This is a genomic window from Novosphingobium sp. PC22D (assembly GCF_002556635.1).
GTDB lineage: Bacteria > Pseudomonadota > Alphaproteobacteria > Sphingomonadales > Sphingomonadaceae > Novosphingobium.
In genome coordinates, this window is the sequence record NZ_MWMO01000008.1 from 117,276 (window position 1) to 143,145 (window position 25,870).

Annotated in this window: 30 protein-coding genes; 19 read left to right on the top strand and 11 right to left on the bottom strand. The window is 68.8% G+C overall.

The window, feature by feature from the left end; all coding sequences use genetic code 11:
- Window positions 1-64 precede the first annotated feature (64 nt).
- The gene (locus B2G71_RS13475) at window positions 65-532 is read left to right on the top strand and encodes a GNAT family N-acetyltransferase (RefSeq protein ID WP_098106653.1); all 468 of its coding nucleotides are present in this window, start codon (window positions 65-67) and stop codon (window positions 530-532) included.
- A 97-nt stretch (window positions 533-629) separates the two neighbouring features.
- Here B2G71_RS13475 and rpsI read toward each other — a convergent pair whose 3' ends face one another.
- The 5 genes from rpsI to B2G71_RS13500 form a co-directional block, all read right to left on the bottom strand.
- Complete coding sequence (gene rpsI / locus B2G71_RS13480; RefSeq protein ID WP_098106655.1) at window positions 630-1,151, bottom strand: 30S ribosomal protein S9; 522 nt, start codon at window positions 1,149-1,151, stop codon at window positions 630-632.
- Complete coding sequence (gene rplM / locus B2G71_RS13485) at window positions 1,151-1,630, bottom strand: 50S ribosomal protein L13 (protein WP_098106657.1); 480 nt, start codon at window positions 1,628-1,630, stop codon at window positions 1,151-1,153. The genes rpsI and rplM overlap by 1 nt, the downstream gene beginning before the upstream one ends.
- 149 nt (window positions 1,631-1,779) lie before the next feature.
- The gene (locus B2G71_RS13490) at window positions 1,780-2,490 is read right to left on the bottom strand and encodes a hypothetical protein (RefSeq protein WP_098106659.1); all 711 of its coding nucleotides are present in this window, start codon (window positions 2,488-2,490) and stop codon (window positions 1,780-1,782) included.
- A complete protein-coding gene (gene cutA, locus B2G71_RS13495) occupies window positions 2,490-2,825 on the bottom strand; it encodes a divalent-cation tolerance protein CutA (protein WP_240530154.1) in 336 nt (111 codons plus the stop codon). Before cutA ends, B2G71_RS13490 begins: the two co-directional genes overlap by 1 nt.
- On the bottom strand, window positions 2,822-3,877 hold the full coding sequence (locus B2G71_RS13500; RefSeq protein WP_098106661.1) for a COX15/CtaA family protein: 1,056 nt from the start codon (window positions 3,875-3,877) through the stop codon (window positions 2,822-2,824). The genes cutA and B2G71_RS13500 overlap by 4 nt, the downstream gene beginning before the upstream one ends.
- A 63-nt stretch (window positions 3,878-3,940) precedes the next feature.
- Here B2G71_RS13500 and B2G71_RS13505 point away from each other — a divergent pair, with 63 nt between their 5' ends.
- The 3 genes from B2G71_RS13505 to B2G71_RS13515 all read left to right on the top strand — a co-directional run bounded on the left by B2G71_RS13505 (window position 3,941) and on the right by B2G71_RS13515 (window position 5,997).
- The gene (locus tag B2G71_RS13505; RefSeq protein WP_240530155.1) at window positions 3,941-4,339 is read left to right on the top strand and encodes a MerC domain-containing protein; all 399 of its coding nucleotides are present in this window, start codon (window positions 3,941-3,943) and stop codon (window positions 4,337-4,339) included.
- A gap of 17 nt (window positions 4,340-4,356) precedes the next feature.
- Window positions 4,357-5,352 (top strand): sulfur carrier protein ThiS, encoded by a 996-nt coding sequence (gene thiS / locus B2G71_RS13510; RefSeq protein WP_098106663.1) that lies wholly within the window; start codon window positions 4,357-4,359, stop codon window positions 5,350-5,352.
- A gap of 117 nt (window positions 5,353-5,469) precedes the next feature.
- Entirely contained in the window at window positions 5,470-5,997 is a 528-nt protein-coding gene (locus B2G71_RS13515) for a hypothetical protein (protein ID WP_098106795.1), read from the top strand.
- A 53-nt stretch (window positions 5,998-6,050) separates the two neighbouring features.
- Here B2G71_RS13515 and B2G71_RS13520 read toward each other — a convergent pair whose 3' ends face one another.
- The 4 genes from B2G71_RS13520 to B2G71_RS13535 form a co-directional block, all read right to left on the bottom strand.
- Entirely contained in the window at window positions 6,051-7,148 is a 1,098-nt protein-coding gene (locus B2G71_RS13520; RefSeq protein WP_098106665.1) for a putative zinc-binding metallopeptidase, read from the bottom strand.
- Window positions 7,149-7,248: 100 nt separating this feature from the next.
- On the bottom strand, window positions 7,249-9,051 hold the full coding sequence (locus B2G71_RS13525) for an AMP-dependent synthetase/ligase (RefSeq protein WP_098106668.1): 1,803 nt from the start codon (window positions 9,049-9,051) through the stop codon (window positions 7,249-7,251).
- Window positions 9,052-9,088: 37 nt separating this feature from the next.
- On the bottom strand, window positions 9,089-10,744 hold the full coding sequence (ggt, locus tag B2G71_RS13530) for a gamma-glutamyltransferase (RefSeq protein ID WP_098106797.1): 1,656 nt from the start codon (window positions 10,742-10,744) through the stop codon (window positions 9,089-9,091).
- Between the two features lie 137 nt (window positions 10,745-10,881).
- A complete protein-coding gene (locus B2G71_RS13535) occupies window positions 10,882-11,910 on the bottom strand; it encodes a quinone-dependent dihydroorotate dehydrogenase (protein WP_098106670.1) in 1,029 nt (342 codons plus the stop codon).
- Window positions 11,911-12,313: 403 nt separating this feature from the next.
- On the opposite strand from B2G71_RS13535, the gene B2G71_RS13540 reads away from it, so the two are divergent.
- Genes B2G71_RS13540 through B2G71_RS13580 form a run of 9 tightly spaced genes read left to right on the top strand, consistent with a single transcriptional unit; the run spans window position 12,314 to window position 18,799 of the window.
- Window positions 12,314-12,724 carry an SUF system Fe-S cluster assembly regulator gene (locus tag B2G71_RS13540; protein ID WP_098106672.1) on the top strand — a complete coding sequence of 137 codons (411 nt, stop codon included), beginning with the start codon at window positions 12,314-12,316 and terminating at the stop codon, window positions 12,722-12,724.
- On the top strand, window positions 12,721-14,220 hold the full coding sequence (sufB, locus tag B2G71_RS13545; RefSeq protein WP_098106673.1) for a Fe-S cluster assembly protein SufB: 1,500 nt from the start codon (window positions 12,721-12,723) through the stop codon (window positions 14,218-14,220). The genes B2G71_RS13540 and sufB overlap by 4 nt, the downstream gene beginning before the upstream one ends.
- Window positions 14,220-14,711 carry a DUF559 domain-containing protein gene (locus B2G71_RS13550; protein ID WP_098106675.1) on the top strand — a complete coding sequence of 164 codons (492 nt, stop codon included), beginning with the start codon at window positions 14,220-14,222 and terminating at the stop codon, window positions 14,709-14,711. Before sufB ends, B2G71_RS13550 begins: the two co-directional genes overlap by 1 nt.
- A gap of 2 nt (window positions 14,712-14,713) precedes the next feature.
- Complete coding sequence (sufC, locus tag B2G71_RS13555) at window positions 14,714-15,457, top strand: Fe-S cluster assembly ATPase SufC (RefSeq protein WP_098106799.1); 744 nt, start codon at window positions 14,714-14,716, stop codon at window positions 15,455-15,457.
- Window positions 15,454-16,206, top strand: a complete 753-nt coding sequence (locus tag B2G71_RS13560; protein ID WP_098106677.1) for a SufD family Fe-S cluster assembly protein — start codon at window positions 15,454-15,456, stop codon at window positions 16,204-16,206. Before sufC ends, B2G71_RS13560 begins: the two co-directional genes overlap by 4 nt.
- Window positions 16,199-17,428 carry a cysteine desulfurase gene (locus B2G71_RS13565; protein ID WP_098106679.1) on the top strand — a complete coding sequence of 410 codons (1,230 nt, stop codon included), beginning with the start codon at window positions 16,199-16,201 and terminating at the stop codon, window positions 17,426-17,428. Before B2G71_RS13560 ends, B2G71_RS13565 begins: the two co-directional genes overlap by 8 nt.
- Window positions 17,429-17,484: 56 nt before the next feature.
- The gene (locus B2G71_RS13570; protein WP_098106801.1) at window positions 17,485-17,946 is read left to right on the top strand and encodes an SUF system Fe-S cluster assembly protein; all 462 of its coding nucleotides are present in this window, start codon (window positions 17,485-17,487) and stop codon (window positions 17,944-17,946) included.
- A gap of 2 nt (window positions 17,947-17,948) precedes the next feature.
- Window positions 17,949-18,446, top strand: a complete 498-nt coding sequence (locus B2G71_RS13575; protein WP_098106681.1) for a GNAT family N-acetyltransferase — start codon at window positions 17,949-17,951, stop codon at window positions 18,444-18,446.
- A complete protein-coding gene (locus tag B2G71_RS13580) occupies window positions 18,443-18,799 on the top strand; it encodes an iron-sulfur cluster assembly accessory protein (RefSeq protein ID WP_098106683.1) in 357 nt (118 codons plus the stop codon). Before B2G71_RS13575 ends, B2G71_RS13580 begins: the two co-directional genes overlap by 4 nt.
- 92 nt (window positions 18,800-18,891) lie before the next feature.
- On the opposite strand, the gene B2G71_RS13585 is transcribed toward B2G71_RS13580, so the two are convergent.
- Complete coding sequence (locus tag B2G71_RS13585) at window positions 18,892-19,335, bottom strand: hypothetical protein (RefSeq protein ID WP_098106685.1); 444 nt, start codon at window positions 19,333-19,335, stop codon at window positions 18,892-18,894.
- Between the two features lie 130 nt (window positions 19,336-19,465).
- Here B2G71_RS13585 and B2G71_RS13590 point away from each other — a divergent pair, with 130 nt between their 5' ends.
- From B2G71_RS13590 to B2G71_RS13600, 3 genes are all read left to right on the top strand, one after another.
- Window positions 19,466-20,461, top strand: coding sequence for an adenosine kinase (locus B2G71_RS13590; protein WP_098106688.1), 996 nt, complete (start codon window positions 19,466-19,468; stop codon window positions 20,459-20,461).
- A 7-nt stretch (window positions 20,462-20,468) separates the two neighbouring features.
- Window positions 20,469-20,990, top strand: coding sequence for a hypothetical protein (locus tag B2G71_RS13595; protein WP_098106690.1), 522 nt, complete (start codon window positions 20,469-20,471; stop codon window positions 20,988-20,990).
- 116 nt (window positions 20,991-21,106) lie between these two features.
- A complete protein-coding gene (locus B2G71_RS13600; protein WP_098106803.1) occupies window positions 21,107-21,517 on the top strand; it encodes a DUF6326 family protein in 411 nt (136 codons plus the stop codon).
- On the opposite strand, the gene purD is transcribed toward B2G71_RS13600, so the two are convergent.
- Window positions 21,508-22,845, bottom strand: a complete 1,338-nt coding sequence (purD, locus tag B2G71_RS13605) for a phosphoribosylamine--glycine ligase (protein WP_098106692.1) — start codon at window positions 22,843-22,845, stop codon at window positions 21,508-21,510. The two genes, B2G71_RS13600 and purD, sit on opposite strands and share 10 nt — an antisense overlap.
- Here purD and xseA point away from each other — a divergent pair.
- The 3 genes from xseA to B2G71_RS13620 are packed head-to-tail and all read left to right on the top strand — an operon-like array spanning window position 22,845 to window position 25,468.
- Complete coding sequence (gene xseA / locus B2G71_RS13610) at window positions 22,845-24,305, top strand: exodeoxyribonuclease VII large subunit (RefSeq protein ID WP_098106694.1); 1,461 nt, start codon at window positions 22,845-22,847, stop codon at window positions 24,303-24,305. The genes purD and xseA overlap by 1 nt on opposite strands.
- A gap of 27 nt (window positions 24,306-24,332) precedes the next feature.
- Complete coding sequence (locus B2G71_RS13615; protein WP_098106696.1) at window positions 24,333-24,536, top strand: DUF2093 domain-containing protein; 204 nt, start codon at window positions 24,333-24,335, stop codon at window positions 24,534-24,536.
- On the top strand, window positions 24,536-25,468 hold the full coding sequence (locus tag B2G71_RS13620; protein WP_098106698.1) for a M23 family metallopeptidase: 933 nt from the start codon (window positions 24,536-24,538) through the stop codon (window positions 25,466-25,468). The genes B2G71_RS13615 and B2G71_RS13620 overlap by 1 nt, the downstream gene beginning before the upstream one ends.
- Window positions 25,469-25,870 lie beyond the last annotated feature (402 nt).

The following is a 25,870-nucleotide window of genomic DNA, read 5'->3' on the forward strand; positions in this document are numbered from 1 at the left end:
GTATCGTGCGGTGTCTTGCGCGGTTTGCCGAAATTTGGCCACGGTCTAGCGGCACCTCGGAGCCATGCTATCCATTGCCGCAGCCGCATTTCCGGACGATGCCGAGGTCGTTCTCGCGATCTGGTGGGAGTTCGTCGCGAGTTCGAGCGTCAGCCTCGATTTCCAGGGCAACGATGCAGAGTTCGCCGATCTTCCCGGCAAGTATGCGCGGCCCGACGGCGGCGTGCTTCTCGGCAAGGCGGGCGTCGACGTCGCGGGCTGCGTCGCGCTACGCAAGGTCGAAGCGACGATCTGCGAGATGAAGCGGCTCTACGTCAGGCCTGCCTGGCGGGGCACGGGCCTCGGTCGCGCTCTGGTCGGCGCCGTCATCGCCGAAGCGCGAAACGCGGGCTATGAAGAGATGCGGCTCGACGTAATGCCCCACTCGCAGGCCGCGCGTCGGCTCTATCGCGATTTCGGCTTCGGCCCGGCCGCCCCTGTTACCTACAACCCCGTGGCCGGTGCGCAGTTTCTCGGTCTGCGCCTCATCTGAAATCGCGCGCAAAGAACGTCGCCCGGAGCGAAGCGCGCAAAAGAGAAGGGGCCGCGGTTGCCCGCGACCCCTGGGTGCAGTCGGATGTTTCGAAGTCTTAGCGCTTCGAGAACTGGAAGCTGCGGCGGGCCTTGGCGCGACCGTACTTCTTGCGCTCGACCACGCGGCTGTCGCGGGTGAGGAAGCCGGCGGTCTTGACCGTGCTGCGCAGCGCGGGCTCGTACTTCGACAGGGCCTGGCTGATGCCGTGCTTGACGGCGCCGGCCTGTCCCGAGAGCCCGCCGCCCTTGACGGTGGCGACGACGTCGTACTGCTCGGCGCGGTCGGTGATCGCGAAAGGCTGGTTGATGACGAGGCGCAGCGTCGGACGCGCGAAGTAGACTTCCTGGTCACGGCCATTGACGGTGATCTTGCCGCTGCCGGGCTTCAGCCAGACGCGGGCGACCGCGTCCTTGCGGCGGCCGGTGGCATAGGCGCGGCCCTGCGCGTCGAGTTCCTGCTCGCGCAGCGGCGTGGTCGGGGCGGCGGGAACGGCCTCGATGGTCTCGGCGCCCTCGGGCGCGTCGCCGGTGAGATCCTTGAGTTCGGACAGGCTCTGGACGGTATCGGTGTCGGACATTACGCGCCCACCTTGTTCTTGCGGTTCATGGAAGCAACGTCGAGCGGCTGGGGCTGGGTGCCCGCGTGCGGATGCTCGGCGCCGGCATAGAGGTGCAGCGCGCGCATCTGGTCGCGGCCGAGCGGGCCGCGCGGGATCATGCGCTCAACCGCCTTTTCGAGCACGCGCTCGGGGAAACGGCCGTCGAGCACCTTCTCGGCGGTCACGCCCTTGATGCCGCCGGCATAGCCGGTGTGCTTGTAATAGGTCTTGGTCGCGCGCTTGTTGCCGGTAAAGCGCACCTTGTCGGCGTTGATCACGACGACGTGATCACCGCAATCGACGTGCGGGGTGAAGCTCGGCTTGTGCTTGCCGCGCAGCAGGTCGGCGATGACGACCGCGAGGCGGCCGACCACGAGACCTTCGGCATCGATCAGATGCCAATTCTTTTCCACCTCGGCCGGCTTGATCGACCGGGTGACCTTGGTAAGCGCCTTCATGGCTGGTCTATCCCTATGTATGTTCGCGTCGACCGAGCGTGCCGGATGATCGGCCCACGGTCGGGAAGGCGCGCCAATCGTCGAAACCGGCTCGCAAGTCAAGCGAAACAGGGGTTTTGCGCGGAGGTAAAATAATACCTCACGGAATCTCACCCGATCGGCGCGAGGGTCCAGCGCTCGGTTGCCACCATGTCGCGGCCGCCCAGCCGCGTGGTCACTCGACGCACGAAATCCGAAAGCAATCCCGTGCGATCGTCGGCATCGGCCTCGATATCGACGATGAACGCCGCGCCAGCGTTGCCCTGAGAGGAGGCGCGGCGCGCGCCCGTCGCCGGCCGGAAGAGATCGACGGGCCATTCGGTGCGAGTCGGACTGCGCGCGATCCCGTCGACGAAGGCGGAGGCGGTGCGCGCTTCGCTTCGGGACAGATCGGCCGAGCGGATCATCGCGCGCGCCGCCGCCTGCGCGCGCGGATCGAGCGTGGCGGCACGTTCGGTCTTTCCGGCGAGCAGCCGGCCCTCGGCATCGAGCCGCATCGGGAACAGCCCGGTATCGGGCCGGGCGCGCTCCAGCGCGGCGAGTGCTTCCAGCTTCGCGGGCACCTCGACCTTGACCGACAGCAGCTTGCCCTCGATCCGGTAGCCGCCGGAATCGGGAAGGAACCGGATCTCGTAGGTGCGCCGGGCGCGGACCAGCTTGCCGTCGAACAGTGTCCGCTCGACGGTCCGGGTCAGCAGCATCGGGCTTTCGGGCGGCGCGAAGGTCGTCGCCGGAGGGCCGGACTGCGCCGAGAGCGGCGTGGCGCAGGCCAGCGCCGCAACGAGGAGCAGTTCGCTCGCGAGACGCATCATGGCACCCATCAGGTCCCCAGCGCCGCGAGCCAGGCGCGCGTCGCCGGCGCCGCCGCGTCGCAGCGCCAGCCGACCACAGCCGGGTCCTCGTAGGGATGGAGTTCGGCGAGGCGGTCCACGGCCGCCGCCAAGAGATCGCCATTGGTCTTGAGCACGGCCACGACTTCGTCGGCGCTTTGGGTCTGCCCCTTCCAGACGAAAAGCGAGCGAACGCCCGAAACGATGTTGCCGCAAGCCGCAAGCTCGTGTTCGAGCATCCAGGTCACGGCCCGGCTCGCCGAATCAATATCGGGGAACGGCGCCCAGATCATCGCCGCGACGGCATCGGATACGGGCTCGGTCACAGGCGCCTGCCGAGGGCATGGGCGCCCCAGACCGTCGCGGCGACCAGCAGCGCGCCGGTCAACTGGTGCGCCGCGGCCAGCCAGAGCGAGACGCCCGACCAGACCGTGGCGATGCCCAGCAGGATCTGCGGCCCGAAGGCGCAATGGATCGCGACCGAGACGTCGCGGCGGTGCACGCCACGCAGGCGCCGGGCCATCACCACCAGCACGAACACGGTGACCCAGGCCCACCAGCGGTGGATGAAATGGACGAGGTAGGGATCGGAAACGAGCGCGCCCGCCGACCATTCCACGCCCTCGGGAAAGAGGCTGCCCTGCATCAGCGGCCAGGCGTCGAGGCTGAACCAGCCCGCGCCGGCGACGACGCCCGCGCGCAGCCCGGCGAGAAGCGCGCCGTAGAAGAGCTGGATCGCGAGCACCACGAGCGGGACGATCCCGGCGCGATTGAGCCGCGACGGCGCCTGGCCGTGTTCGAGCCGGCCGAGGTCGAGCGCGGTCCATACCAGCCCGCCCAGCGTCGTCAGCGCGACGAGCAGGTGCGCGGCGAGCCGGAAATGGCTGACCTTGACGTCGGCCGAAAGGCCCGAGGAAACCATCCACCAGCCAACCGCGCCTTGCAGCCCGCCGAGCGCGAGCAGGGCCAGAAGGCGCGGCTTGTAGCCGAGCGGTATCGTCCCGCGCATCCAGAAGAACGCGAGCGGCAGCGCGAAGGCAAGGCCGATCAGCCTTGCCAGCAGGCGGTGAACCCATTCCCAGAAATAGATGAACTTGTACTGCGCGAGCGTCATGCCCGCCGGACCGTTCACCTCGACATATTGCGGGATGCGCTTGTAGGCGTCGAACTCGGCCTGCCACTGCGCGTCGCTCAAGGGCGGGATCGCGCCGGTCACCGGCTTCCATTCGGTGATTGAAAGGCCCGATTCGGTCAGCCTCGTGATGCCGCCGACGACGACGATGGCGATGACCATGCAGGCGACGCAGATCAGCCAGAGCCGCATCGGCCGAATGTCATCGCTGGTCCCGATGATCGGGCGACTGTCGGATAAACTCATGCGGCGACGTCCTGCGCCCTCATGCCAGCGAGTTCAAGAGGGTGCGGTCGGGCTTGCAATTTGATGATATACTATTACACAGCCAAGACCATGCGCGATGCCCTGTCCCATCTCCGTGATCGGCTCGATCACACCGGCCTGCTGCTGTCGGGGCTGTGCGCCGTCCATTGCGTGCTCAGCGTCGTGATCGTCTCCGCGCTGGGCCTCGGCGGGCAATTCCTGCTCGACCCGCATATCCATGAGGTCGGTCTCGCGCTGGCGCTCGCGATCGGTGGTATCTCGCTCGGCTTTGGCGTCCTGCGCCACGGGCGGCTGGGACCTTTGCTCATCGGGGCGGCGGGTCTGGCGCTCATGGCGGCGGCCATCTCGGTTCCGCACGGCACCGGGGAGGCCGCGCTGACCGTCATTGGCGTGGCGCTGGTGGCCCTGGCGCACATCAGGAACTTGCGCCCGCAGACGTGAACGCTATCTGCGAGACTATGCCGCAGGATCTCCAGCTTACCGTCAACGGCGAATCGCACCGGATCGCATCGGGTGCCAGCATCGCCGATCTCGTCATGCGTCTCGACCTCGATCCCGCCAAGGTGGCGGTCGAGCGCAACGGCACCGTCGTGCCGCGATCGACGCTCGCCTCGGCCGGACTCGGCAACGGCGACGTGCTCGAAATCGTCCACTTCGTCGGCGGCGGCGATCATGCCGGTCCGGCGCCGGACACCTGGAGCGTGGCCGGGCGCACGTTCCGTTCGCGCCTGATCGTCGGCACCGGCAAGTACAAGGACTTCGCGCAGAACGCCGCCGCGCTCGAGGCGAGCGGGGCTGAGCTCGTCACCGTCGCGGTGCGCCGCGTCAACGTGTCGGACCCAAAGGCGCCGATGCTTACCGATTACATCGATCCCAAGAAGGTAACCTACCTACCCAACACCGCGGGCTGCTTCACCGCCGAGGAGGCGATCCGCACGCTGCGCCTCGCGCGCGAGGCGGGCGGCTGGGACCTGGTCAAGCTCGAGGTGCTGGGCGAGGCGCGTACGCTCTATCCCGACATGCGCGAGACGCTGAAGGCGACGGAAGTGCTTGCCAAGGAAGGCTTTTCGCCGATGGTCTACTGCGTCGACGATCCGATCGCGGCCAAGCAGCTCGAGGAAGCCGGCGCGGTCGCGATCATGCCGCTGGGCGCGCCGATCGGCTCGGGCCTCGGCATCCAGAACCGCGTGACGATCCGCCTCATCGTCGAGGGGGCCAGCGTTCCGGTGCTCGTCGACGCGGGAGTGGGGACCGCGTCGGATGCGGCCGTGGCGATGGAGCTGGGTTGCGAAGGCGTGCTGATGAACACCGCGATCGCCGAAGCGAAGGACCCGATCCGGATGGCGCGCGCGATGCGGCTGGCCGTCGAGGCGGGACGCGACGCCTACCTCGCCGGACGCATGGCGACGCGCAAGTACGCCGATCCGTCGAGCCCGCTGGCGGGTCTTATCTGAGGCTTACAGGGCCCCCACGCAGTGCCCCGCTGGCATGGTTAACGGCTTGGCAACGCAGCTGTGTTCAATTGGCGTCGCAGGGACGGGCAGGTCCTTGTGTCGCATAAGGTCACGAACATGGGTCACACGGGTACCGCGAGCCTCACGATCAGCGAGCTGCGCGAATTCGCGAGCTTCAACGCGAGCGAGCAACGCTACATCAAGTGCAGTCTCGATGTCGGCCTCGGCCGTCAGGACGCCGTCAAGCTCTGGGCGCGCGATGGCGACGAAGTCGCCGCGATTCGCGCGCAATACGCGGCCTATGAAGACCTGCGCGCGCTGCGTTCGATGATCCCCGACAGCGACGATTACGACGGCGTCGAGACCTTCATGGGCAAGCTCGTGCGCGTTTCCGCCTTCGACCTTTCGCAGAACAAGCTGGCGAGCTTCTCGGCCTATCGCTTCTTGTACGAGCGGCTGCTCGGTGCGAGCGTGCGTCAGTGGCTTCCCGGCGCGTTCTGCGGCGCTGCCGCGCTGCCGCTGATCCGCCCCGACCGGCGCAAGCTGCTGCTGCACTCGATCAGCGAGGCCGCCGCGACCGCGCCCGGCTGGTCGGACCGCGAGCCGAGCTTCTTTCCCGAATGGATCGAGAAGGAAGCCGCCTGAGGCGGCAGCCGACGGGAGGGCGTCCCTGCCGCTCCGCGCCCCGCCGCCGGGCGCTAGGCCGCCTGCGCCTCATGCGGTTCTTCGCGGGCGCCGGCGAGAACGCGCTGCACGAAGTCGAGCTTGGCGACGATCATATCGGACAAATGGAACGGGTAGAGGTCGGGCAGGCCCATGCTGCGGTTCATCGCATTCATCGCGAACGAAAGCGGCCCCATCGCCTCGGCGAGCGTCTTCGCGTCCGCGCTGTAGGGATCGAAGCCCAGCGACACGTCGAATTCCTTGCGCCGCCCGTATGGCGATGACGGTGCGAGATCGAAGCCGTCCGCGGTCGCCAGCACGTCGACCATGTGCAGGTAGTGCGCGAAGGTTTCGGCGAAATCCTCCCAGGGATGCATCGTCGCGTACTGGCTGACGTAGTCGTCGGTCCAGACCTTGCCGCGCTCGCCGTAGTGCTCTTGCATTGATTGCTGGTAATCGACGCGCTCGTCGCCGAACAATTCGCGGCATGCGGCCAGCGCGTCCTCGTCGGTTTCGACGAGCCGCGACCAGAAATGATGGCCGACCTCGTGGCGGAAATGGCCGAGCAGCGTGCGATAGGGCTCGCCCATCTTGTGGCGGATGCGCTCGCGCTCGGCATCGTCCGCCTCGATCAGGTTGAGCGTGACGAGGCCGCTGTCGTGCCCGGTCGCGATCTGCGGATTGCCCGCCTGCTCGGCCGCCGGATCGTAGAGGAAGTCGAAGGCGAGGCCCTGCACGCCCGGCCGTTCCTGAGCCTTGGTCTCCAGCGGCAGGCCGAGCTTGAGCAAGGTGTGGAACAGCCGGCGCTTGGCTTCCTCGATCTTGGCCCAGCGCGGCGGCACCGAGGGTTCGGTGATGTCGGGAATCGTGCGGTTGTGCCGGCAGGCGCGGCACATCGGGGTGTGGTCGTCGGTGGCGACGAGCCAGTTGCAGATGCCGTAGTCGTTGTTGTTGGCGCATACGACCACATCCGCCTTCTCGCCGTCGATGTCGCGCCAGACGGTCGCGTTGTCGGCGAGGAAGCGGAACCCGTCGAGCGCGGGATCGTAGCCCAGCGTCGCCCGGCATCCGGGACAGACCCGGACTTCGAAATGATTGAGGCGATGACAATTGGGGCAGGCGTAGGGGCGCATTTGACTTTGATCCGAAACGGCGCCCGGTCGCGGGCGATATCGGCCATGGGAACGTCATGCGCGGCGTTCCGTTCCCGTTTCGGCGCAGCGCCTGCCGCGCCTAGCTCTTGTACAGCGCGTCGAGCCGGGGGCCGTAGCGTTCCTTGAGCTTGTGGCGGCGGATCTTGAGGCTCGGCGTCATTTCCTCGTTCTCGATCGCGAAGGCCTCGTCGGCGAAGATGAACTGACGCACCTTCTCGACGACTGAAAGGTCGAGGTTCACCCGGTCGATCGCCGCGCGCACCGCGGCGCGGAATTCGGCGGTCGCGCTCAGCACCGCCATGTCCTGCGGCTGGCCGTTGGCCTGGGCCCAGACATCGGCCCATTCGGGATCGGGCACGATCAGGCCGACGAGATAGGGGCGCCGGTCGCCGCTCACCATCGCCTGGGCGATCTCGGGTTGCAGCGTGAGCATCGTCTCGACCTTCTGCGGCGAGACGTTGTCGCCCTTGTCGTTGACGATCATGTCCTTCTTGCGGTCGGTGATGCGGATGCGGCCCTTCTCGTCGATATGGCCGATGTCGCCGCTGTGCAGCCAGCCGTCCTTGAGCACCGCGCGCGAGGCCGCCTCGTTGGCCCAGTAGCCGTGCATCACCAGCTCGCCGCGCACGAGGATCTCGCCGTCCTCGGCGATCTTCACTTCGGTTCCGTGGAGCGGCGGGCCCACGGTGTCCATCTTGATCCCCGCGCCGGGCCGGTTGCAGCTAATCACCGGGCCGGCCTCGGTCTGGCCGTACCCTTGCAGCAGTGTCAGCCCCATCGACTGGAAAAAGCCGCCGAGACCCGGATTGAGCGGCGCGCCGCCCGAGACGAGCGCCTTGAGCCGCCCACCGAACTTGGCCCGTATCTTGGGCCGCAGCGTCCGGTCGAGCATCAACGAAAGCACGCTGTCGCCCGGGCGCCACTTGCGCCGAGCCTTGCGCGAGCCGATGCCGATCGCGCAGTCCATCAGCAGCTTGGGCACCTTGCCCTGCTTCTCGATCTGCTTGGCGATGCGCGTGCGCAGCACTTCGAACAGGCGCGGCACCACGACCATGATGGTCGGCTTCACCTCCTCGATATTGCCGGCGAGCTTGTCGAGCGCCTCGGCGTAGTAGATCTGCGCGCCGAGCCCGATCGGCAGGTATTGTCCGCCAGTGTGCTCGTAGGCGTGGCTGAGCGGCAGGAACGAGAGGAACACCTCGTCCTCCCACGCGAAGTCCTCGGCGATGATCCGCGCGCAGCCGTCGACATTGTGCAGGATCATGCCGTGGTGCTGGCGCACCCCGCGCGGCGCGCCGCCGGTACCGCTGGTGTAGATCAGGCAGGCGAGGTCGCCGCGCCCGATCCGGGCGATCCGTTCCCCGACCGCCGCTTCGGCCGCGAGCGCGTCGCCGAGGCCCAGCGCGTGCCAGTCGTGCACGGTGAAACCGCCGCCCTGCATCTGCCGGACCGGCTCCATCGCGATGACGAACTGGCACAAGTCGGTCTGCATCACCGCGGGCAGCAGCGCCTTGGCCAGCTTGGCGCTCGAGACGATCACCGCCCGCGCGCCCGAGTTCTCGAGGATGTGGACGTGATCGCGCGTGGTGTTGGTGGTGTAGGTCGGCACCGTCACGCAGCCCGCGGCCATGATCGCGAGATCGGACAGGCACCACTCGGGCCGGTTTTCCGAGACCAGCATGACCCGGTCGCCGGGTTCGAGGCCCATCGCGCGCAGCGATTCGGCCATGACGCACACGCGCCGCGCGGCTTCCTGCCAGCTCGTCGCCTGCCATGCGCCCTCGCGCTTGACCCACAGCATCGGCGGCGCCCCGCGCTCGGCGGCGCGCTGCAGGAACAGCGCTACGAGGTTGGGGCTCGCCTTGAAGTCGCCAATATCCATCCGGGCTCCCGCCTCTCCGTTGCGATCCCCCGGTGCGTCATTCGTGCGCGCCGTTGAGGGAGTTGGACCGCCGCCTGATCTGGGTGACATTGCCCGAAATGTCCATGGCCACGCCCTCGCTGCGCGGATCGGCGGCGCCCACCCACCGGCCCTCGACGCGCTCGATCGCGTTGGCCTTGAGACCGAGCGGCGCGACTTCGATCTCCTCGCCGAGCGCTCTGAGCGCCGGGACCATGGCCACCAGCTCTGTGCCTTCCTCGACCGTCGCCTTCTTCGTGCCCGGCGCGTAGATCAGGCCCATCGCGATCGCGTCCTGCGCGCTCATGTTCCAGTCGAGCACGCCGACCAGCGCCTTGGCGACCTGGGCGATGATCGTCGATCCGCCCGCCGCGCCGATCGCCATGCGCACCGAGCCGTCGGGCGCGTAGACGATCGTCGGCGAGAGCGAGCTGCGCGGCCGCTTGCCGCCCTCGACACGGTTGGCGGCGAGGTAGCCGTCCTTCGCCGGAACCGCGTCGAAGTCGGCCAGCTCGTTGTTGAGCATGAGCCCGCCAACCGCGATGCCGTTGCCGAAGTAACCGTTGATGGTGGTGGTGATCTGCTGGATGTTGCCCGCGCCGTCGGCGACCGTGAGGCTGGACGTGCCCTGGTCGGCCCATTCGGGCGCCGCGAGGCGTTCAGGCGCGCCCTCGGGCTTGCCCGCCGCGATCGTCGCGAGGCTGCGCTCGGGCGAAAGCAGCGCCGAGCGCGACGCGAGGTATTTCGGGTCGGTGAGCCCCGCGACCGGAACCTGGGTGAAACCCGGATCGGCGACGTACATGTTGCGGTCGGCATAGGCGAGCCGTTCGGATTCGGCGAGCAAGTGCCAGGCGACGGGCGATTCGCGGCCCAGCCCGGCCATGTCGAAGCGTTCGAGCTGCTTGAGGATCGCCAGCACGATCACGCCGCCCGAGGCGGGCGGGCCCATGCCGCAGATCCGGTAGACCCGATAGGTGCCGCAGACGGGATCGTGCTCGATCACGGTGTAGCCCGCAAGGTCGGCCGCGGTCATCGCCGAGGGCACTTTCTCGGCGCCGTTGAGCGCGGCGGCGATCTTTTCCGCGATGTCGCCGCGATAGAACGGCTCGGGTCCTTCCTCGGCCAGCCGTTCGAGCGTCGCGGCCATGACGGGCAGCTTGAGCGTGGCGCCTTCGGCGACCGCTTCGCCGCCGGGGAAGTAGGCTTCGCGGGCCCAGCCCGTCACATGGCGGCCATAGAGGTCTAGCCCGTTGTGCATCCGTGCCGAGACCACGAAGCCCTCGCGCGCCAGGCCGATCGCGGGCGCGAACAGCTCGGCCCAGGCCAGCTTGCCCCAGCGCCGGTGCGCCTCGGCCATGGCGGCCAGCGCGCCGGGAACGCCCGCGGCGCGCCCGCCGTGGTAGATGTCGCGGCCGGACAGCGGCTTGCCGTCTGTCCCGTAGAACCAGTCCGGCCCGGCCGCCCCGGGCGCGGCCTCGCGTCCGTCGAGCGTCTCGATCTTGCCGGTGGCGCCGTCATGGCGCACCGAGAACAGTCCGCCGCCGATCCCCGAGTTCTGCGGCTCGACGACGTTGAGCACGAGCATCGTCGCGATCGCGGCGTCGGTGGCGCTGCCGCCCTTGCGCAGCATCTCGACGCCCGCCGCGACGGCGCGCGGGTCGGCGGCGCTGACCATGCCTTCCCGCGCCGCAGAGGCCGGCGCCGTCGCCGAGGCAGGCGGAGCCGTGTCCGGAGCGGGGACGGTGGCGCAGGCGGAAAGGGCGAGGGGGCCGAGAAGGGCCGGGATCAGGCGTCGCATCATTGCGGGCGACGCTAGGCGGTTCCGACCGCCTCCGCAATCGAGCCGAAGCCGTCGCGCCGCATCAGGGCCTCCAGCCCCTTGCAGATCCGCCGCGCGATGCCCGGCCCCTGGTAGACCATGGCGCTGTAGAGCTGCACCAGGCTCGCGCCCGCGCGGATTCGCGCCCAGGCGTCCTCGGCGCTGGCGATGCCGCCCACGCCGACCAGCGGCACGGCGCCGCCGGTCGCCTTGCGGAAATCGACGAGCCGCTGCTGCGCGAGGTCGCGCAGCGGCGCGCCCGAAAGTCCGCCGGCTTCGTCGCGGTGCGGCGAGGTGAGCGGCGGCCGCGAAATCGTGGTGTTCGAGACGATCAGCGCGCCCAACGCCTTGTCGACCGCGATCCGGGCGATGGCGTCGATGTCCGCCGGCTCGAGATCGGGCGCGACCTTGAGAAAGACCGGCGGGCCGTCCTCGCCGCGCGCGTCCATCACCGCGTCGAGCAGCGCGGTGAGCGCGCCTTCGTCCTGCAAGGCCCGCAGCCCCGGCGTATTGGGGCTGCTGACGTTCACCGCCAGATAGCGGCCGAGCGGCGCCATCAGCCGCGCCATCGTCGCGTAGTCGGCGATCCGGTCCGCCGAATCCTTGTTGGCGCCGATGTTGATGCCCACCACGCCGGGCTTGCCGGCGCGCGCTTCGAGCCTGTCGACCGCGGCCTGCGCGCCGCCGTTGTTGAAGCCCATGCGGTTGATGACCGCGCGGTCCTCGCTCAGCCGGAACAGCCGGGGCCGCGGATTGCCCGCCTGGGGCAGCGGTGTGATCGAGCCGACCTCGGCGAAGCCGAACCCGCAGGCGAGCAGCGCGTCGGGCACTTCGCCGTCCTTGTCGAAGCCCGCCGCCATGCCCACCGGATTGGGAAAGTCGATCCCTGCGACGCGCGTGGCGATCGCGCCCGGCGCGGGCCGGCGCCCGGCCGGAACGGCCTTGAGCGCGCGCAACGCGAATCGATGCGCGACTTCCGCGTCGAGACGGAAGACGAGCGGGCGAAGAAACGAGTAGATCATGTGCCATCCTGCAATAGGAGTGCCGGGCGGCGGGCTCAAGCCTGTCAGCGCGAACATTTCGTGTAAAATTGCCTGATATCTCTGTAATTTCGCCAATGCCGAGTGTCGGTTTTTTACAAGATAATTTGTGCCCCAGCGCATATTAGACCCATGCGACCCGAAGGGCTCGTGGCGACTTTTCACGAGTTCCTTTTACCTTGGCGGTTCCCCTGCTCCTGCGGGGGAGCCGCCTTTTTTCGTCTCGCGAGGCGGCATTTTGCACGTCGTCGCGTCCTTTCCTTCTGCTTTCGGCGCGATTGCGCGCCCATCGCCGTGGCGCGGCCTTGCAACCCGGGCGACGGCGCACTAGGTGAAATCGGAAGAAATTGGTCCGATTAACCCCGCGGCGGAGATTCGATCCCAGATGCGCTTGTCCAGCATGGCAGACTACGCCGTTCTCGTGATGGCCGCGGCTTCGCGGCATTGCGGTCGTGCGCGCGTCTCCGCCACGCAGCTCGCCGAAGAGACCGGACTGCCCGCGCCGACCGTCCAGAAGCTGGTTTCGCGGCTCACCGCCGCGGGCCTGCTGCGTTCGGCGCGCGGTGCGGGCGGCGGGCTCAAACTGGCGCGCCCCGCCGCCGCGGTGTCGCTCGCCGATATCGTCGAGGCGGTGGAGGGACCGATCGCGCTGACGTCCTGCATCGAGCAGGGCCGCCATGACTGCACGCTGGAACAGGGCTGCGCGGTGCGTCCGCACTGGCCGCAAGTGAATGCCGCCCTGCGCGGCGCGCTGGCCAATGTCGCGCTGACGCAGCTTGCCGAGGAGCCGCAATGACCGACGAAACCACTCCCGTTAGCGACCAGGGCCTGCGCGATCAGGCCGCGCGCGATGCCGCGGCGCGCGTCGCCGACTACGAGCACGGCTGGTCGTCCGAGATCGAGCAGGAATTCGCGCCGAAAGGGCTGTCCGAAGAGACCGTCCGCTTCATCTCGGCCAAGAAGGGCGAGCCTGCGTGGATGCTCGAATGGCGCCTCAAGGCCTATCGCCGCTGGCTCGAGATGCCGATGCCGAACTGGGCCAAGCTGAATGTGCCGCCGATCGACTATCAGGAGGCTTATTACTACGCCGCGCCCAAGAAGAAGGAGACGATTCAATCGCTCGACGAGGTCGATCCCGAGATCCTGCGCGTCTACGAGAAGCTGGGCATCCCGCTCGAGGAGCAGAAGGTGCTCGCGGGCGTCGAGGGCGCGCGCAAGGTCGCGGTCGATGCCGTGTTCGATTCGGTTTCGGTGGCGACCACCTTCCGCAAGGAGCTTGAGCAGGCCGGGGTGATCTTCCGCTCGATCAGCGAGGCGATCCGTGAATATCCCGATCTGGTGAAGCGCTGGCTCGGCAAGGTCGTGCCGCAGCACGACAACTATTTCGCGGCGCTCAACTGCGCGGTCTTTTCCGATGGCACCTTCGTCTACATCCCCGAGGGGGTGCGCTGCCCGATGGAACTGTCGACCTATTTCCGCATCAATGCCGAGAATACCGGGCAGTTCGAGCGCACCCTGATCGTCGCCGACAAGGGCAGCTACGTGTCCTACCTCGAGGGCTGCACCGCGCCGCAGCGCGACGAGAACCAGCTCCATGCCGCCGTGGTCGAGCTGGTCGCGCTGGAAGACGCCGAGATCAAGTACTCGACCGTGCAGAACTGGTATCCGGGCAACGAGGAAGGCAAGGGCGGAATCTACAATTTCGTCACCAAGCGCGGCCTGTGCCAGGGCGCGCGCTCGAAAATCTCGTGGACCCAGGTCGAGACCGGCAGCGCGATCACCTGGAAGTATCCCTCCTGCGTGCTCAACGGCGAGGATTCGGTCGGCGAGTTCTATTCGGTCGCGGTCACCAACAACTTCCAGCAGGCCGATACCGGCACCAAGATGATCCACAACGGCAAGGGATCGCGCTCGACGATCATCTCGAAGGGGATCAGCGCGGGCAAGTCGAACAACACTTATCGCGGGCTGGTGCGCGTCGCCGGCAACGCGGGCGGGGTGCGCAACTTCACCCAGTGCGATTCGCTGCTGCTCGGCTCGCAATGCGGCGCGCACACCGTGCCCTACATCGAGGTGAAGAACCCCTCGGCGCAGATCGAGCACGAGGCGACCACCAGCAAGATCAGCGACGACCAGCTCTTCTACGCGATGCAGCGCGGGCTCGATACCGAGCAGGCGGTCTCGCTGATCGTCAACGGTTTCGCCAAGGACGTGCTGCAGCAACTGCCGATGGAATTCGCGGTCGAGGCACAGAAGCTGCTCGGCATCTCGCTTGAAGGGAGCGTGGGGTAATGAGCGAACGCAAGAAACTCGGCGTCAGCCGCGCCGCCGCGCCCAAGGTGGACGCGCGCACGGGCTTCGCCGTCACCGGCGCGCGGCTCGACAAGCTCAAGGAGTGGGCGCGCGAGCAGCGCCGCAATCCCACCGAGGCGCAGAAGGCGCTTTGGGAGCAACTTTCCGATTCGAAGGTCGGTGGAGTCAAGTTCACGCGCCAGGCGGTGGTGGGCTCGACCGTGGTCGACTTCGCCTGCCCCTCGCGCTGGATCGTGGTCTTGATCAGTCCGCCGGGCGCGAACGCCGAAGTGCTCTCGCTTCAGGACAAGAAGCTGACCGACGTCGGCGTGCGCGTCCTGCGCTTCAGCGAGGATGCCGTGCTCGGCGAGATGGCCCAGGTTATCGAGGCGATCGCCGCCGAAGTGACCAAGCCGTTCGACAAGCGCGCCGCGCGGCGTGGCGAAACCGTCCGCCAGCCCGACCCCACTTTCACGAGCGCCGAAGGATGACCATGCTCGAAATCGCCAATCTCCACGCCACCGTTGCCGACAAGCCGATCCTCAAGGGGCTGTCGCTCACCATCAACGCGGGCGAGGTCCATGCGATCATGGGCCCCAACGGCGCGGGCAAGTCGACGCTGGGCTACACGCTCGGCGGGCGGCCCGGTTACGAGGTGACCGAAGGCTCGGCCACCTTCGAGGGGCAGGACCTGCTCGAACTCGAACCGCACGAGCGCGCGGCGGCCGGTCTGTTCCTCGGCTTCCAGTACCCCGTCGAGATTCCGGGCGTCTCCTTTGTCCAGTTCCTGCGCGAGGCGGTCAATTCGCAGCGCAAGGGGCGCGGCGAGGAGCCACTGTCGGGCGGCGAGTTCCTGCGGCTCGCCAAGGACAAGGCCGGGCTGCTCAAGATGGACATGGACATGCTCAAGCGCCCGGTGAACGTGGGCTTCTCGGGCGGCGAGAAGAAGCGCGCCGAAATGGTGCAGATGGGCATTCTCGATCCCAGGCTGGCGATTCTCGACGAGACCGATTCGGGGCTCGACATCGATGCGCTGCGCGTGGTGGGCGAGGGGATCAACGCGATCATGCGCAAGCCCGACAAGGCCGTGCTGCTGATCACCCACTACCAGCGCCTGCTCGACGTGGTGCAGCCCGATTTCGTCCACGTCCTGGCGGGCGGACGCATCGTCAAGTCGGGTGGCCCCGAGCTTGCGCGCCAGCTCGAGGATGAGGGCTACGAAGCGGTGGTCGCATGAGCGAGACCCGAACCCTTCCCACCACGCGCGACGAGGCCTGGCGCTATGCCGACGGCGCCGCGCTTGCCGCGGCGAGCCCCGAGGCGCTGACCGGCTGGCACCGGCTCGACGTGGCGCCGGGCGAGACCGCGCGCCACATCGGCGATGCCGATGCGGGCGATATCGACCGGCTGCGCGTCCATGTCGGCGCGGGCGGCCGCTACGAGCATTTCGCCCTGCTGTGCGAGGGTCACTACACGCGCCGCGAGATCGAGGTCACGCTGGATGAAGGCGCGCACTTCGAGTTCGGCGGGGTCGTGCTCGGCGACGGCGAGGCGACGCGCGAATTCGTCACCCGCGTTGTCCATGCCCAGCCCGATGCGACCTCGAACCAACTCGTGCGGGCGGTCTCGCGCGACCGGGCGACCGCGAATTTCCTCGGCCGCGTCGAGGTCGCGCGCGACGCGCAGAAGACCGACGCCGGACAGAATTTCCGCGCGATCCTGCTGAACGAGGGCGCCAGCGCCAATGCCAAGCCCGAACTCGAGATCTTCGCCGACGACGTGAAGTGCGCCCACGGCGCCGCGATCGGCGCGATGGACGAGGCCGCCGCCTTCTACATGGCGGCGCGCGGTCTGCCGCCCGAAGTCGCCCGCGCGCTGCTGATCCGCGCCTTCATCGCCGATGCCTTCGGCGCGATCGACGACGAGGAGGCCCGCGACGCGATGATCGGACGCGCGCTCGCGGCGTTCGAGGCCGGCCATGACTGAGGCACCCGCCCTGGTTCACGATGCCGCCGGCCTTCGCGCGCAATTCCCCGGCATGGTCAATGCCGACGGCTCGCCCTGGCACTATCTCGACACCGCCGCGACGGCGCAGAAGCCGCAGGCGGTGATCGACGCGACGGTGCGCGCGATGGGCGCCGATTACGCGACCGTGCATCGCGGCGTCTATGCGCGCTCGGCCGAAATGACGCTGGCCTTCGAGGCGGCGCGGCGGCGCGTGGCGCAGTTCCTGGGCGGGCGCGAGGAGGAAATCGTCTTCACGCGCGGCGCGACCGAGGCGATCAACCTCGTTGCGCAGACCTGGGGTCTCGCCAACCTCGGGCCGGGCGACCGCATCCTGCTTTCCGCGCTCGAGCACCATTCGAATATCGTGCCCTGGCAGATGCTGGCCGAGCGTACCGGCGCCGAGATCGACGTCTGCCCGCTGACCGCCGATCACCGGATCGACCTCGACGCCGCCGAACGCATGCTGACGCCCGCGCACAAGCTCGTCGGCTTCGCGCACGTCTCGAACGTGCTCGGCTCGGTGCTTCACGTGGAACATGCCGCCGAACTGGCGCATGCGGTGGGCGCGAAGCTGCTGATCGACGGCTGTCAGTCCGCGCCGCGCATCGGGCTCGACATGGGCAAGCTGGGCTGCGACTTCTATGTCTTCTCCGCGCACAAGCTCTATGGCCCGACCGGCGTCGGCGCCTTGTGGGCGCGCGGCGAACTGCTCGAGAGCATGCCGCCCTGGCACGGCGGCGGCGCGATGATCGAGCGCGTGACCTTCGAGAAGACCACCTACGCGCCAGCGCCCCAGCGCTTCGAGGCGGGCACGCCGATGATCGTCGAAGCGATCGGGCTCGCCGCCGCGATCGACTGGCTCGCGGGCGTCGGGCTCGACGTCGCCGCCGAGCACGAACGCGTGCTCGCCGCCCGGTTGCGCGAGGAGCTGGGGCGGCGCAACGACGTCACGCTGTTCGGCCCCGCCGATCCGGCCGGCATCGTCAGCTTCGCGCTCGACGGCGTGCACCCGCATGACCTTGGCACGATTCTCGACGAGGAGGGCGTGGCGATCCGCGCGGGCCACCACTGCGCGCAGCCGCTGATGGACTTGCTCGGCGTTCCCGCGACCGCACGGGTCAGCTTCGGGCTCTACAACGACGAAAGCGATATCGATGCGCTCCTCGCGGGGATCGAGCGCACCAGGAGAATTTTTGGATGACCGACGACGAACGTCCCGACCGCGTCGTGGCTCCCTCGCCGTTCGAGCAGGAGCAGATGACGAGCAAACCGCCGCGCGCGCGCGTTTCCGACGCGCCGCTGCCCGAGGAAGCCGATGCCGGCGAATCGGCGGGCGACAAGCTCGCGCGCAAACGCGACTACCTCGATGGCTTCCTCAGCGAGCAACCCGCCGCCGAGGACCCGAACGGGCCGGGTGGCGCGCTCTACGAGGGCGTCATCCTCGCGCTCAAGGAGATTTTCGATCCGGAGATTCCGGTCAATATCTATGATCTCGGCCTGATCTACGGCGTCGACGTCACCGAGGACTCCGCGGTCACGGTGACGATGACGCTGACCACGCCGCACTGCCCGGTCGCCGAATCGATGCCCGGCGAGGTCGAACTGCGCGTCGCGGCGGTGCCGGGCGTGCGCGAGGCCGAAGTCAATCTCGTGTGGGACCCGCCGTGGGACATGGCCAAGATGTCCGACGAGGCCAAGCTCGAGCTGGGGATGCTGTGACCATGGCGACCGCCCCCGATCTCGCGGTGACGCTGGCCGACTATCGCGATCCGGTCGACGTCGCGGACCTCCTGCTGCTGCTGGAGGCCTATTCGTGCGACCCGATGGGCGCGGGCAAGCCGCTCGCCGCCGGGGTTCGCGAGACGCTGGCGGCGCGGCTCGCCGATTTTCCCGGCGCGTTCTCGATCCTGGTGCGCGAGGGGCGCGACCCGGTCGGCCTCGCCAACTGCTTCACCGGCTTTTCGACCTTCGCCGCGCGGCCGCTGGTCAACATTCACGATCTCGCGGTCCTGCCGGGCCATCGCGGCAAGGGCATCGGCCGCCTGCTGATGCGCGCGGTGGAGGACGAGGCGCGGGCGCGCGGTGCGTGCAAGGTCACGCTCGAGGTGCTCGCGGGCAATGCGCCCGCAAAGTCGCTTTACGAAACATGCGGTTTTTCCGCCTATTCGCTTGATCCGGAGACCGGGACTGCCCAGTTCTGGGAGAAGAGATTGTCATGACCGAAACCCAAACCCGCCAGCGCCCCGCCGCCGTCGCGCTCACCCCGTCCGCCGAAGCGCGGATCGCCGCGCTGATGGCCCAGGCCCCCGAAGACGCGATCGGCGTCAAGCTGTCGACGCCTCGGCGCGGCTGCTCGGGGCTCGCCTATTCGGTCGATTACGTCAGCGAGGAAAACGCCCTAGACGAGAAGATCGAGACGCCGGGCGGCCTGTTCTACATCGACGGCGCGAGCGTGCTCTATCTTGTCGGCAGCATCATGGACTGGCGCGAGGACGATTTCACCGCCGGCTTCGTGTTCGAGAATCCCAACGCGACCGGGAGTTGCGGCTGCGGTGAGAGCTTCACCGTCTGACGAGGGCGCCCGGCGCTTGTCGGAGCTTTCCCGCGCCGGCGCTCTGGCCGCCACGGCGCGCCGCACCGCCGGGCAACAAGCTTAAATCCGGATTACCGCCGCCGCAGCGCGGCGACGCAGGCGCCCTTGTCGACGTCCTGCCCGTCCGATGCGCGGCGCGCATCCACGTACGTGGCGAGCGGCTCGCGCGAACGCGAGGACGGGTAGAGATAGATGTCGAGCAGGCAGGCGGTGCCGGTGAACTGCAGCTTGCGCGCATCACCCTCGTGCACGTCGAGCCGCGGTGTGCCGAACAGCCGGGTCAGATCGCCCACGCTTGCGCCGATCACGCCTTCGAGCCCCGGCTCCATGCGGAACACCGGCTCGCGCGCGCCCGATTGCACCGGCGGACGGACCGGCTGGCGCGCGGGGCCGACGGCCGCTTCGCGCGGCGAACGGGGCGGCCCGGAGGGCGCCGAGACGCACGCGGCAAGCAAGGGGACGAGCGCGCCGACGGCGGCGAACGCGCGCAACTGGGAGACGATCGGGAGCGCCATGGACCGAGCGCATTGCGCGCCCGCGCGGTTCTGTCAATCTCCGCGGGGGGCTGCTCGCCTTGCGTTGCGTCCGGGCGCACTGTAGGCGCGGCACTGCAACATGAATTGAAAGAAACGGAGACCGATCCGCATGCATGATCCCGAATTCGATGTCCTCGCCATTGGTAACGCCATCGTCGACGTTATGGCGCCCGCCTCGGATGAACTGATATCGAAACTCGGCATGACTCGCGGCGGAATGATGCTGATCGACGACGATCAGGCGGAAAGCTTCTATGCCGCCATGGGCCCCGCGCGCGAGATCTCGGGCGGTTCGGCGGCGAACACGCTGGCGGGCCTGGCCGCGCTCGGCGCCAAATGCGGCTTCATCGGGCAGGTCGCGCAGGACCAGCTCGGCGAGGTCTTCACCCACGATATCCGCGCCGGCGGCATTGCCTTCGAAACCCCCTCGCGCCCGGGTGATCCCTCGACCGCGCGCTGCCTGATCTTCGTCACGCCCGACGGCCAGCGCACGATGAACACCTACCTCGGCGCCTCGCAGTTCCTGCCGCCCGAGGCACTCGACGAGGGCACCATCGCGAAGGCCGCGGTGCTCTATCTCGAAGGCTATCTGTGGGACCCCGAAGAGCCGCGCGCGGCGATGCGCAAGGCGATCGCCGCGGCGCGCGGGGCGGGGCGCAAGGTCGCCTTCACCTTGTCGGACGCCTTCGTGATCGACCGCCACGGCGACGATTTCCGCGCCATGATCGACGCGGGCGACATCGACATCCTCTTCGCCAACGAGAACGAGCTGGCCGCGCTGACCGGCAAGAACGCCTTCGAAGACGGCATCGCCGCGCTCGAGGACAAGCTGCCGGTGCTGGTCGTCACCCGCAGCGAGAAGGGCGCGGTGGCCGTGGCCGGCGGGGCCCGCGCCGAAGTTCCCGCGGAGCCGATCGCCAAGGTCGTCGACACCACCGGGGCGGGCGACCTGTTCGCCGCCGGTTTCCTGTTCGGCCACGTGCGCGGCCAGTCGCTCGAGCAGTGCCTCAAGCTCGGCGCGATCTGCGCCAGCGAGATCATCTCGCACTTCGGAGCCCGCCCCGAAGCCGATCTCAAGGCGTTGATCGCCGAGCGCGTGGCCTGAGTCCGCGATGGGGGAAGCCTGTCCGGCCCTGATCGACTTCGAGGCGAGCTGCCTTCCCGAGGACGGCGCGTCCTATCCCATCGAGGTGGCGCTCGCGCTGGTCGACGGCACCAGCCGGACATGGCTGATCCGCCCTTCGGAGAAATGGCGGTTCTGGACCTGGTCCGAGGAGGCCGAACGGCTCCACGGGATCAGCCGCGAGATGCTCGAGCGCGAGGGCTCCCCGCCCGAGCAGGTCCTGCGTGAAATGGCCGAGACGGCGGGCTGCTGCACGGTCTATGCGGATGCCGATCTCGATGCCTACTGGCTCGAGGTCCTCGCCGACGCGGCGGGGCATCCGGCGCCCTTCGCGGTGCACTACCTCGGCGAATACATGCTTCAGCAGGGCTGGACGCGGCCCCAGGTCGTCGCCGCGCTGGAAGAAGCGAAGCTGCATCTGCCCAACGAGCACGTCGCCCGCGACGACGCGAGCCGGCTGGCGCTGACGGTCAAGCTGCTGCGCGACGAGGCGGCTTCGCGCGCGACCTGAAGGCGGTCTCCCGCGAACGCCGCCTGCAGATCGCGGCAATGCGTTCGCAGATGCGGGCTTGCTTCGCGGTCGGACAACGCGAGGTTCGGGGGACCGGTCCCGAGGAGCCCGCGCCTATGACCACGCCGCTGGAAGATTGCCGCCCGTCCCCCCGCCTGCGCTTGTCGGCGCTGTGGGTCTCGCTGATGTTCTGCTACGTCTACGGCGACTATCTGGGACTGTACGTTCCCGGCAAGCTGGCCGCCGTCGCCGAGGGCCGGATGGCCTTCGGCCAGCTCACGCCCGCCTCGCACATGGCGGTCGCGCTGATGATGGCGCTGCCAGGCCTGATGGTCGCCCTCACCCTGCTGTTGCCCGCATGGCTGGCGCGGTGGAGCTGTGTCGGCCTCGGCCTCGTCTACGGGGGGATCATGGCGCTCACGATGATGGGCGGCGCGCCCGGCTTCTACCTCCTGCTCGGGACGATCGAGATCGCGCTGTCGGCCGCCATCGTGTGGCAGGCGCTGGCCTGGCCGCGTCAGCCCTGACGCTCGCGCTCGACTTCGCGCCAGCCGATGTCGCCGCGGCAGAAGCCGGAAGGGAAATCGATCCGATCGACCGCCGCATAAGCGGCGTCCTTGGCTTCGCCGACCGAGGCTCCGGTGGCGGTGACGTTGAGCACGCGCCCACCGCTTGCGACCAGCTCTCCGTTCCCGGTGCGCGCGGTGCCGGCATGGAAGACCTTGGCGCCGCCGTCCTGTTCGGCCTCGGCGATGCCCGCGATCGCGCCGCCCTTGTCGGGCGTGCCGGGATAGCCCCTCGCGGCCATCACCACGGTCAGCGCGCTGCGCGGCGAAAAGCGCGGCGGTTCGATTGCCCCCAGCCGGTTGGTCGCGCAGGCCGAGAGGACCTCGACGAGATCCGATTCGAGCCGCATCATCAGCACCTGGCATTCGGGATCGCCGAAGCGGCAATTGTATTCGATCAGCTTGGGGCCCGCGGCCGTCAGCATCAGTCCGGCGTAGAGAACGCCCGAGTAGGGACAGCCCTCGTCCTCCATCGCCTTGACGGTGGGGGCGATGATCCGGGTCATCACCTGCCGCTCGATATCGGGCGTGACGACCGGGGCGGGGCTGTAGGCACCCATGCCGCCGGTGTTGGGGCCGGTGTCGCCGTCGCCCACGCGCTTGTGGTCCTGCGCCGAGCCGAAGGAGACGATCGTGCCGCCGTCGGTCAGCGCGAAGTAGCTGGCTTCCTCGCCTTCGAGAAATTCCTCGATCACCGCCTCGGCGCCGGCTTCGCCGAACCGGCCCGCGAAGATCTCGCGCACCGCGTCCTGCGCTTCGCTCATGGTCATGGCGACGGTCACGCCCTTGCCGGCGGCGAGCCCGTCCGCCTTGACCACCACCGGCGCGCCGAAGCGATCGAGCGCGGCCATGGCCTCCGCCTCGCTTGCGGCGCGGACGTACCCGGCGGTGGGAATCCCCGCCTTCTCGCACAAGTCCTTGGTGAAGCCCTTCGAGCCCTCGAGCCGCGCCGCTCGGCCGCTCGGTCCGAACACGGGGATACCCGCGCCGCGTAGCGTGTCCGCGAGCCCGTCGACCAGCGGCGCTTCGGGGCCGATCACCACGAGGCCGATGCGATGGGTCTCGCAGAAGTCTACGATGCCGGCGTGATCGGTGAGGTCGGTCTCGAAGCAGGTGCCCAGGAGCCCGGCCTCGTCGGAGGTGTCGCGCCGGGCGTTGACCTCGGCGATGACCTCGCGGATGCCGGGATTGCCCGGGCTCGCCCACAGCGTCTCGCAGAGCGGGGATTGCGCGAGCTTCCAGGCCAGCGCATGTTCGCGGCCGCCCGAGCCCAGCAGAAGGATGTTCATTGCCCGTGCCTTTCGAAGACGACGATGACGAATACGGTCGTTCGGGGGGGCTGGTAGCGAAGGGAACCGCCGGGGACAACGCCGCCCCGCTTTCGGTCAGCGAGATATCCGCGCTGCTCAAGCGCACGGTCGAGGATCGCTTCGGCTTCGTGCGCCTGCGCGGCGAGCTTTCGGGGGTGAAGCGCGCCGCCTCCGGGCATCTCTACTGCTGCCTCAAGGACGACAAGGCGGTGCTCGACGGCGTCATGTGGCGCGGCGGCGCGCAGCGCCTCGCCTTCCGCCCGGAGGACGGCATCGAGGTGGTCGCGAGCGGCAAGCTGACGACCTATCCGGGCCGCTCGAAGTACCAGATCGTCATCGAATCGATGGAAATCGCGGGCGAGGGCGCGCTGCTGGCGCTGCTCGAGAAGCTGCGCGCGCGGCTCGCCGCCGAAGGGCTGTTCGACGCCGGACGCAAGCGGCCGCTGCCGTTCCTGCCGCGCGTGATCGGCGTCGTGACCTCGCCCACGGGCGCGGTGATCCGCGACATTCTCCACCGCCTCGCCGACCGTTTCCCGAGCCGCGTGCTGGTCTGGCCGGTGCTGGTCCAGGGCGAGGGCGCGGCGGCGCAAGTCGCGCAGGCCGTGCGCGGCTTTTCCGCGCTCGCGCCCGATGGCCCGGTGCCGCGCCCCGATCTCGTGATCGTCGCGCGCGGTGGCGGCTCGATCGAGGACTTGTGGTCGTTCAACGAGGAAGCGGTGGTGCGCGCGATCGCCGAGTGCACGATTCCCGTGATTTCGGCCGTCGGTCACGAAACCGACACCACGCTGGCCGACCACGCCGCCGACCGCCGCGCGCCGACGCCGACCGCGGCAGCCGAGATCGCGGTGCCGGTGCGCGCCGAACTGCTCGCCCAACTCGACGAACTCGCACTGCGCAAGCGACGCTGCGCGCTGCGTCCGGTCACGCTCGGGCGCGAACGGCTCGAAGCGCGCGCGCAGCGGCTGCCGCGTCCCGAGGCGCTGCTCCAGCAGGCGACGCAGCGGCTCGACGATGCCACCGAGCGCTTGCGCCGTGCCTTGCGCGACCGGGCCGCCGGGCAACGCGAGCGCCTCAGCTCGACGGCCGCCAAGCTGTCGCTGCCGCTGCTGCGCCAGCGCGCCGAGATGGCGCGCGAGCGGCTCGGGCGGGCGGGGCTCGGCCCGGTGCTGCTCGAACGACGCCTCGCCGCCGCGCGCCACGCGCTGGCGCCGATCGGACGGGTTCTGCCCCAGCTCGACCCCGACAAGCCGCTCGATCGCGGCTTCGTGCGCGTCACCGCGAGCGACGGCACGACACTCACCGCCAGGGCGCGTGCCGAAAAGGAAACGGCGCTGGTGCTCAAGTTTCGCGACGGCGATCTGCCGGTGGTCGTCGGCCCCGCTCCGCGCAAGCCCGCGCGGTCGAAGAGCGCGCCGCCGGGCCAGGGCGATTTGTTTTGAACCGGCGGCTCTGCTAGGTGTCGGGGCATGCTCATGACGTCCCCAGATCGCGCCGCCAAGCTCAGCTACGGACCCAACGGTTTTCGCATCCTCGCGACCGGCAACCACGTCGCTTGCGCGGTGACCGGGGAGCCGATTCCGCTGGAAGCACTGCGCTACTGGAGCGTCGAACGGCAGGAGCCCTACGCCAGCGCCGAGATCGCCACGAAGCGCCTGCTCGGCGAAGCGTGATGCGCGGCAGCCGGGCCCTCGGCGCACTGGCAGCCGGCGGTATCGCGGCGCTTCTCGCAGGCTGCGTGGCACCGTCCGAGCCTTCGTCGGCGAGCGCGGCCGCGTCACGCGCGCCCGCACCGGCACCTGCCCTCGCGCCGACCGCGGCTCCGCCGGCAAAGCCCGTCGAACCCGCGGTCTTCGCCTTCTCGGGGGAGATAGAGCAGGGCGGCTGGATCAAGGGCGTGGTCCCCGCCGGGACCCGCACGCTGCTGTTCGACGGCAACGAGATCGCATTCGGAGAGCACGGCGCGTTCTTCGCCGCCTTCGACCGCGACGCCGGCCCCAGCGCGGTGCTCGCCGCGAAGCTGGCGGACGGGCGCACCGTGACGCGCACGCTGACGGTCGCGCCGCGCGCTTGGCAGATCGAGCGCGTCAATGTCGCCCGGCGCAAGGGCGGGCCGACCGAGGCCTTCATGCGCATTCGCCGTCCCGAACTCGCGCGGATCGTCGCCGCGCGGGCGAAGCGGACAGGCGCCGAAGGCTGGCGGCAGGACTTCATCTGGCCGGTCAAGGGTCGCATTTCGGGCCGGTTCGGATCGCAGCGCATCTACCGGGGCGAGCCGGGCAGCTATCACGGCGGCACCGACATCACGACGGGAGCCAGCGGCACGCCCTTCGTGGCGCCGGCGGACGGAGTCGTCATCCTCGCCGCCGATCATCCCTTCACGCTCGAGGGCAACCTGTTGATGATCGATCACGGCATGGGCCTCAACAGCGCGTTCCTGCACTGCTCCGATATCCTCGTGCGCGAAGGCGAGCGGGTGACGCAGGGGCAGGTGATCGGACGGATCGGCAGCACCGGCCGCGCCACCGGGCCTCACCTGCACTGGGCGCTGAAGTGGAACGACGCGCGGATTGATCCGATTTTGCTGACAGGTCCTATGGATTAAGGCGCGCTGTCCGCGTTTTCGCCGCGCGGACCGTGCAAGACGCGATCGCGCACTGCTTGCCTCGCGGGCATGCCGGCCCCCGCTTCGCGGTTGCAACAAAAGCCAGAGTTTTCAGCCTAGAAGCGCAACTTTCATGTCCCCGCGCCGGGTGTGATGCACAAAAATAACACCACTCGCGAGTAACCCGCAGGATGGCGGGATATGCGCCGCCGGTGCAGATGTTGCGTGAAGGTCACAGTGGTCGCAAAACGTAACATCACCCCGTTCATTTGCTTTGCTGCCGCAAAAGCGTTCAGCCAATAAGGCGTATCCGTTCCGGTATTGTTACAGCCTCAACAGGGACAGGGGCGTAACCGGCGCAAGCCGAACCGGGGATCTGGCACGGGGGCAATAAGGCGGCGT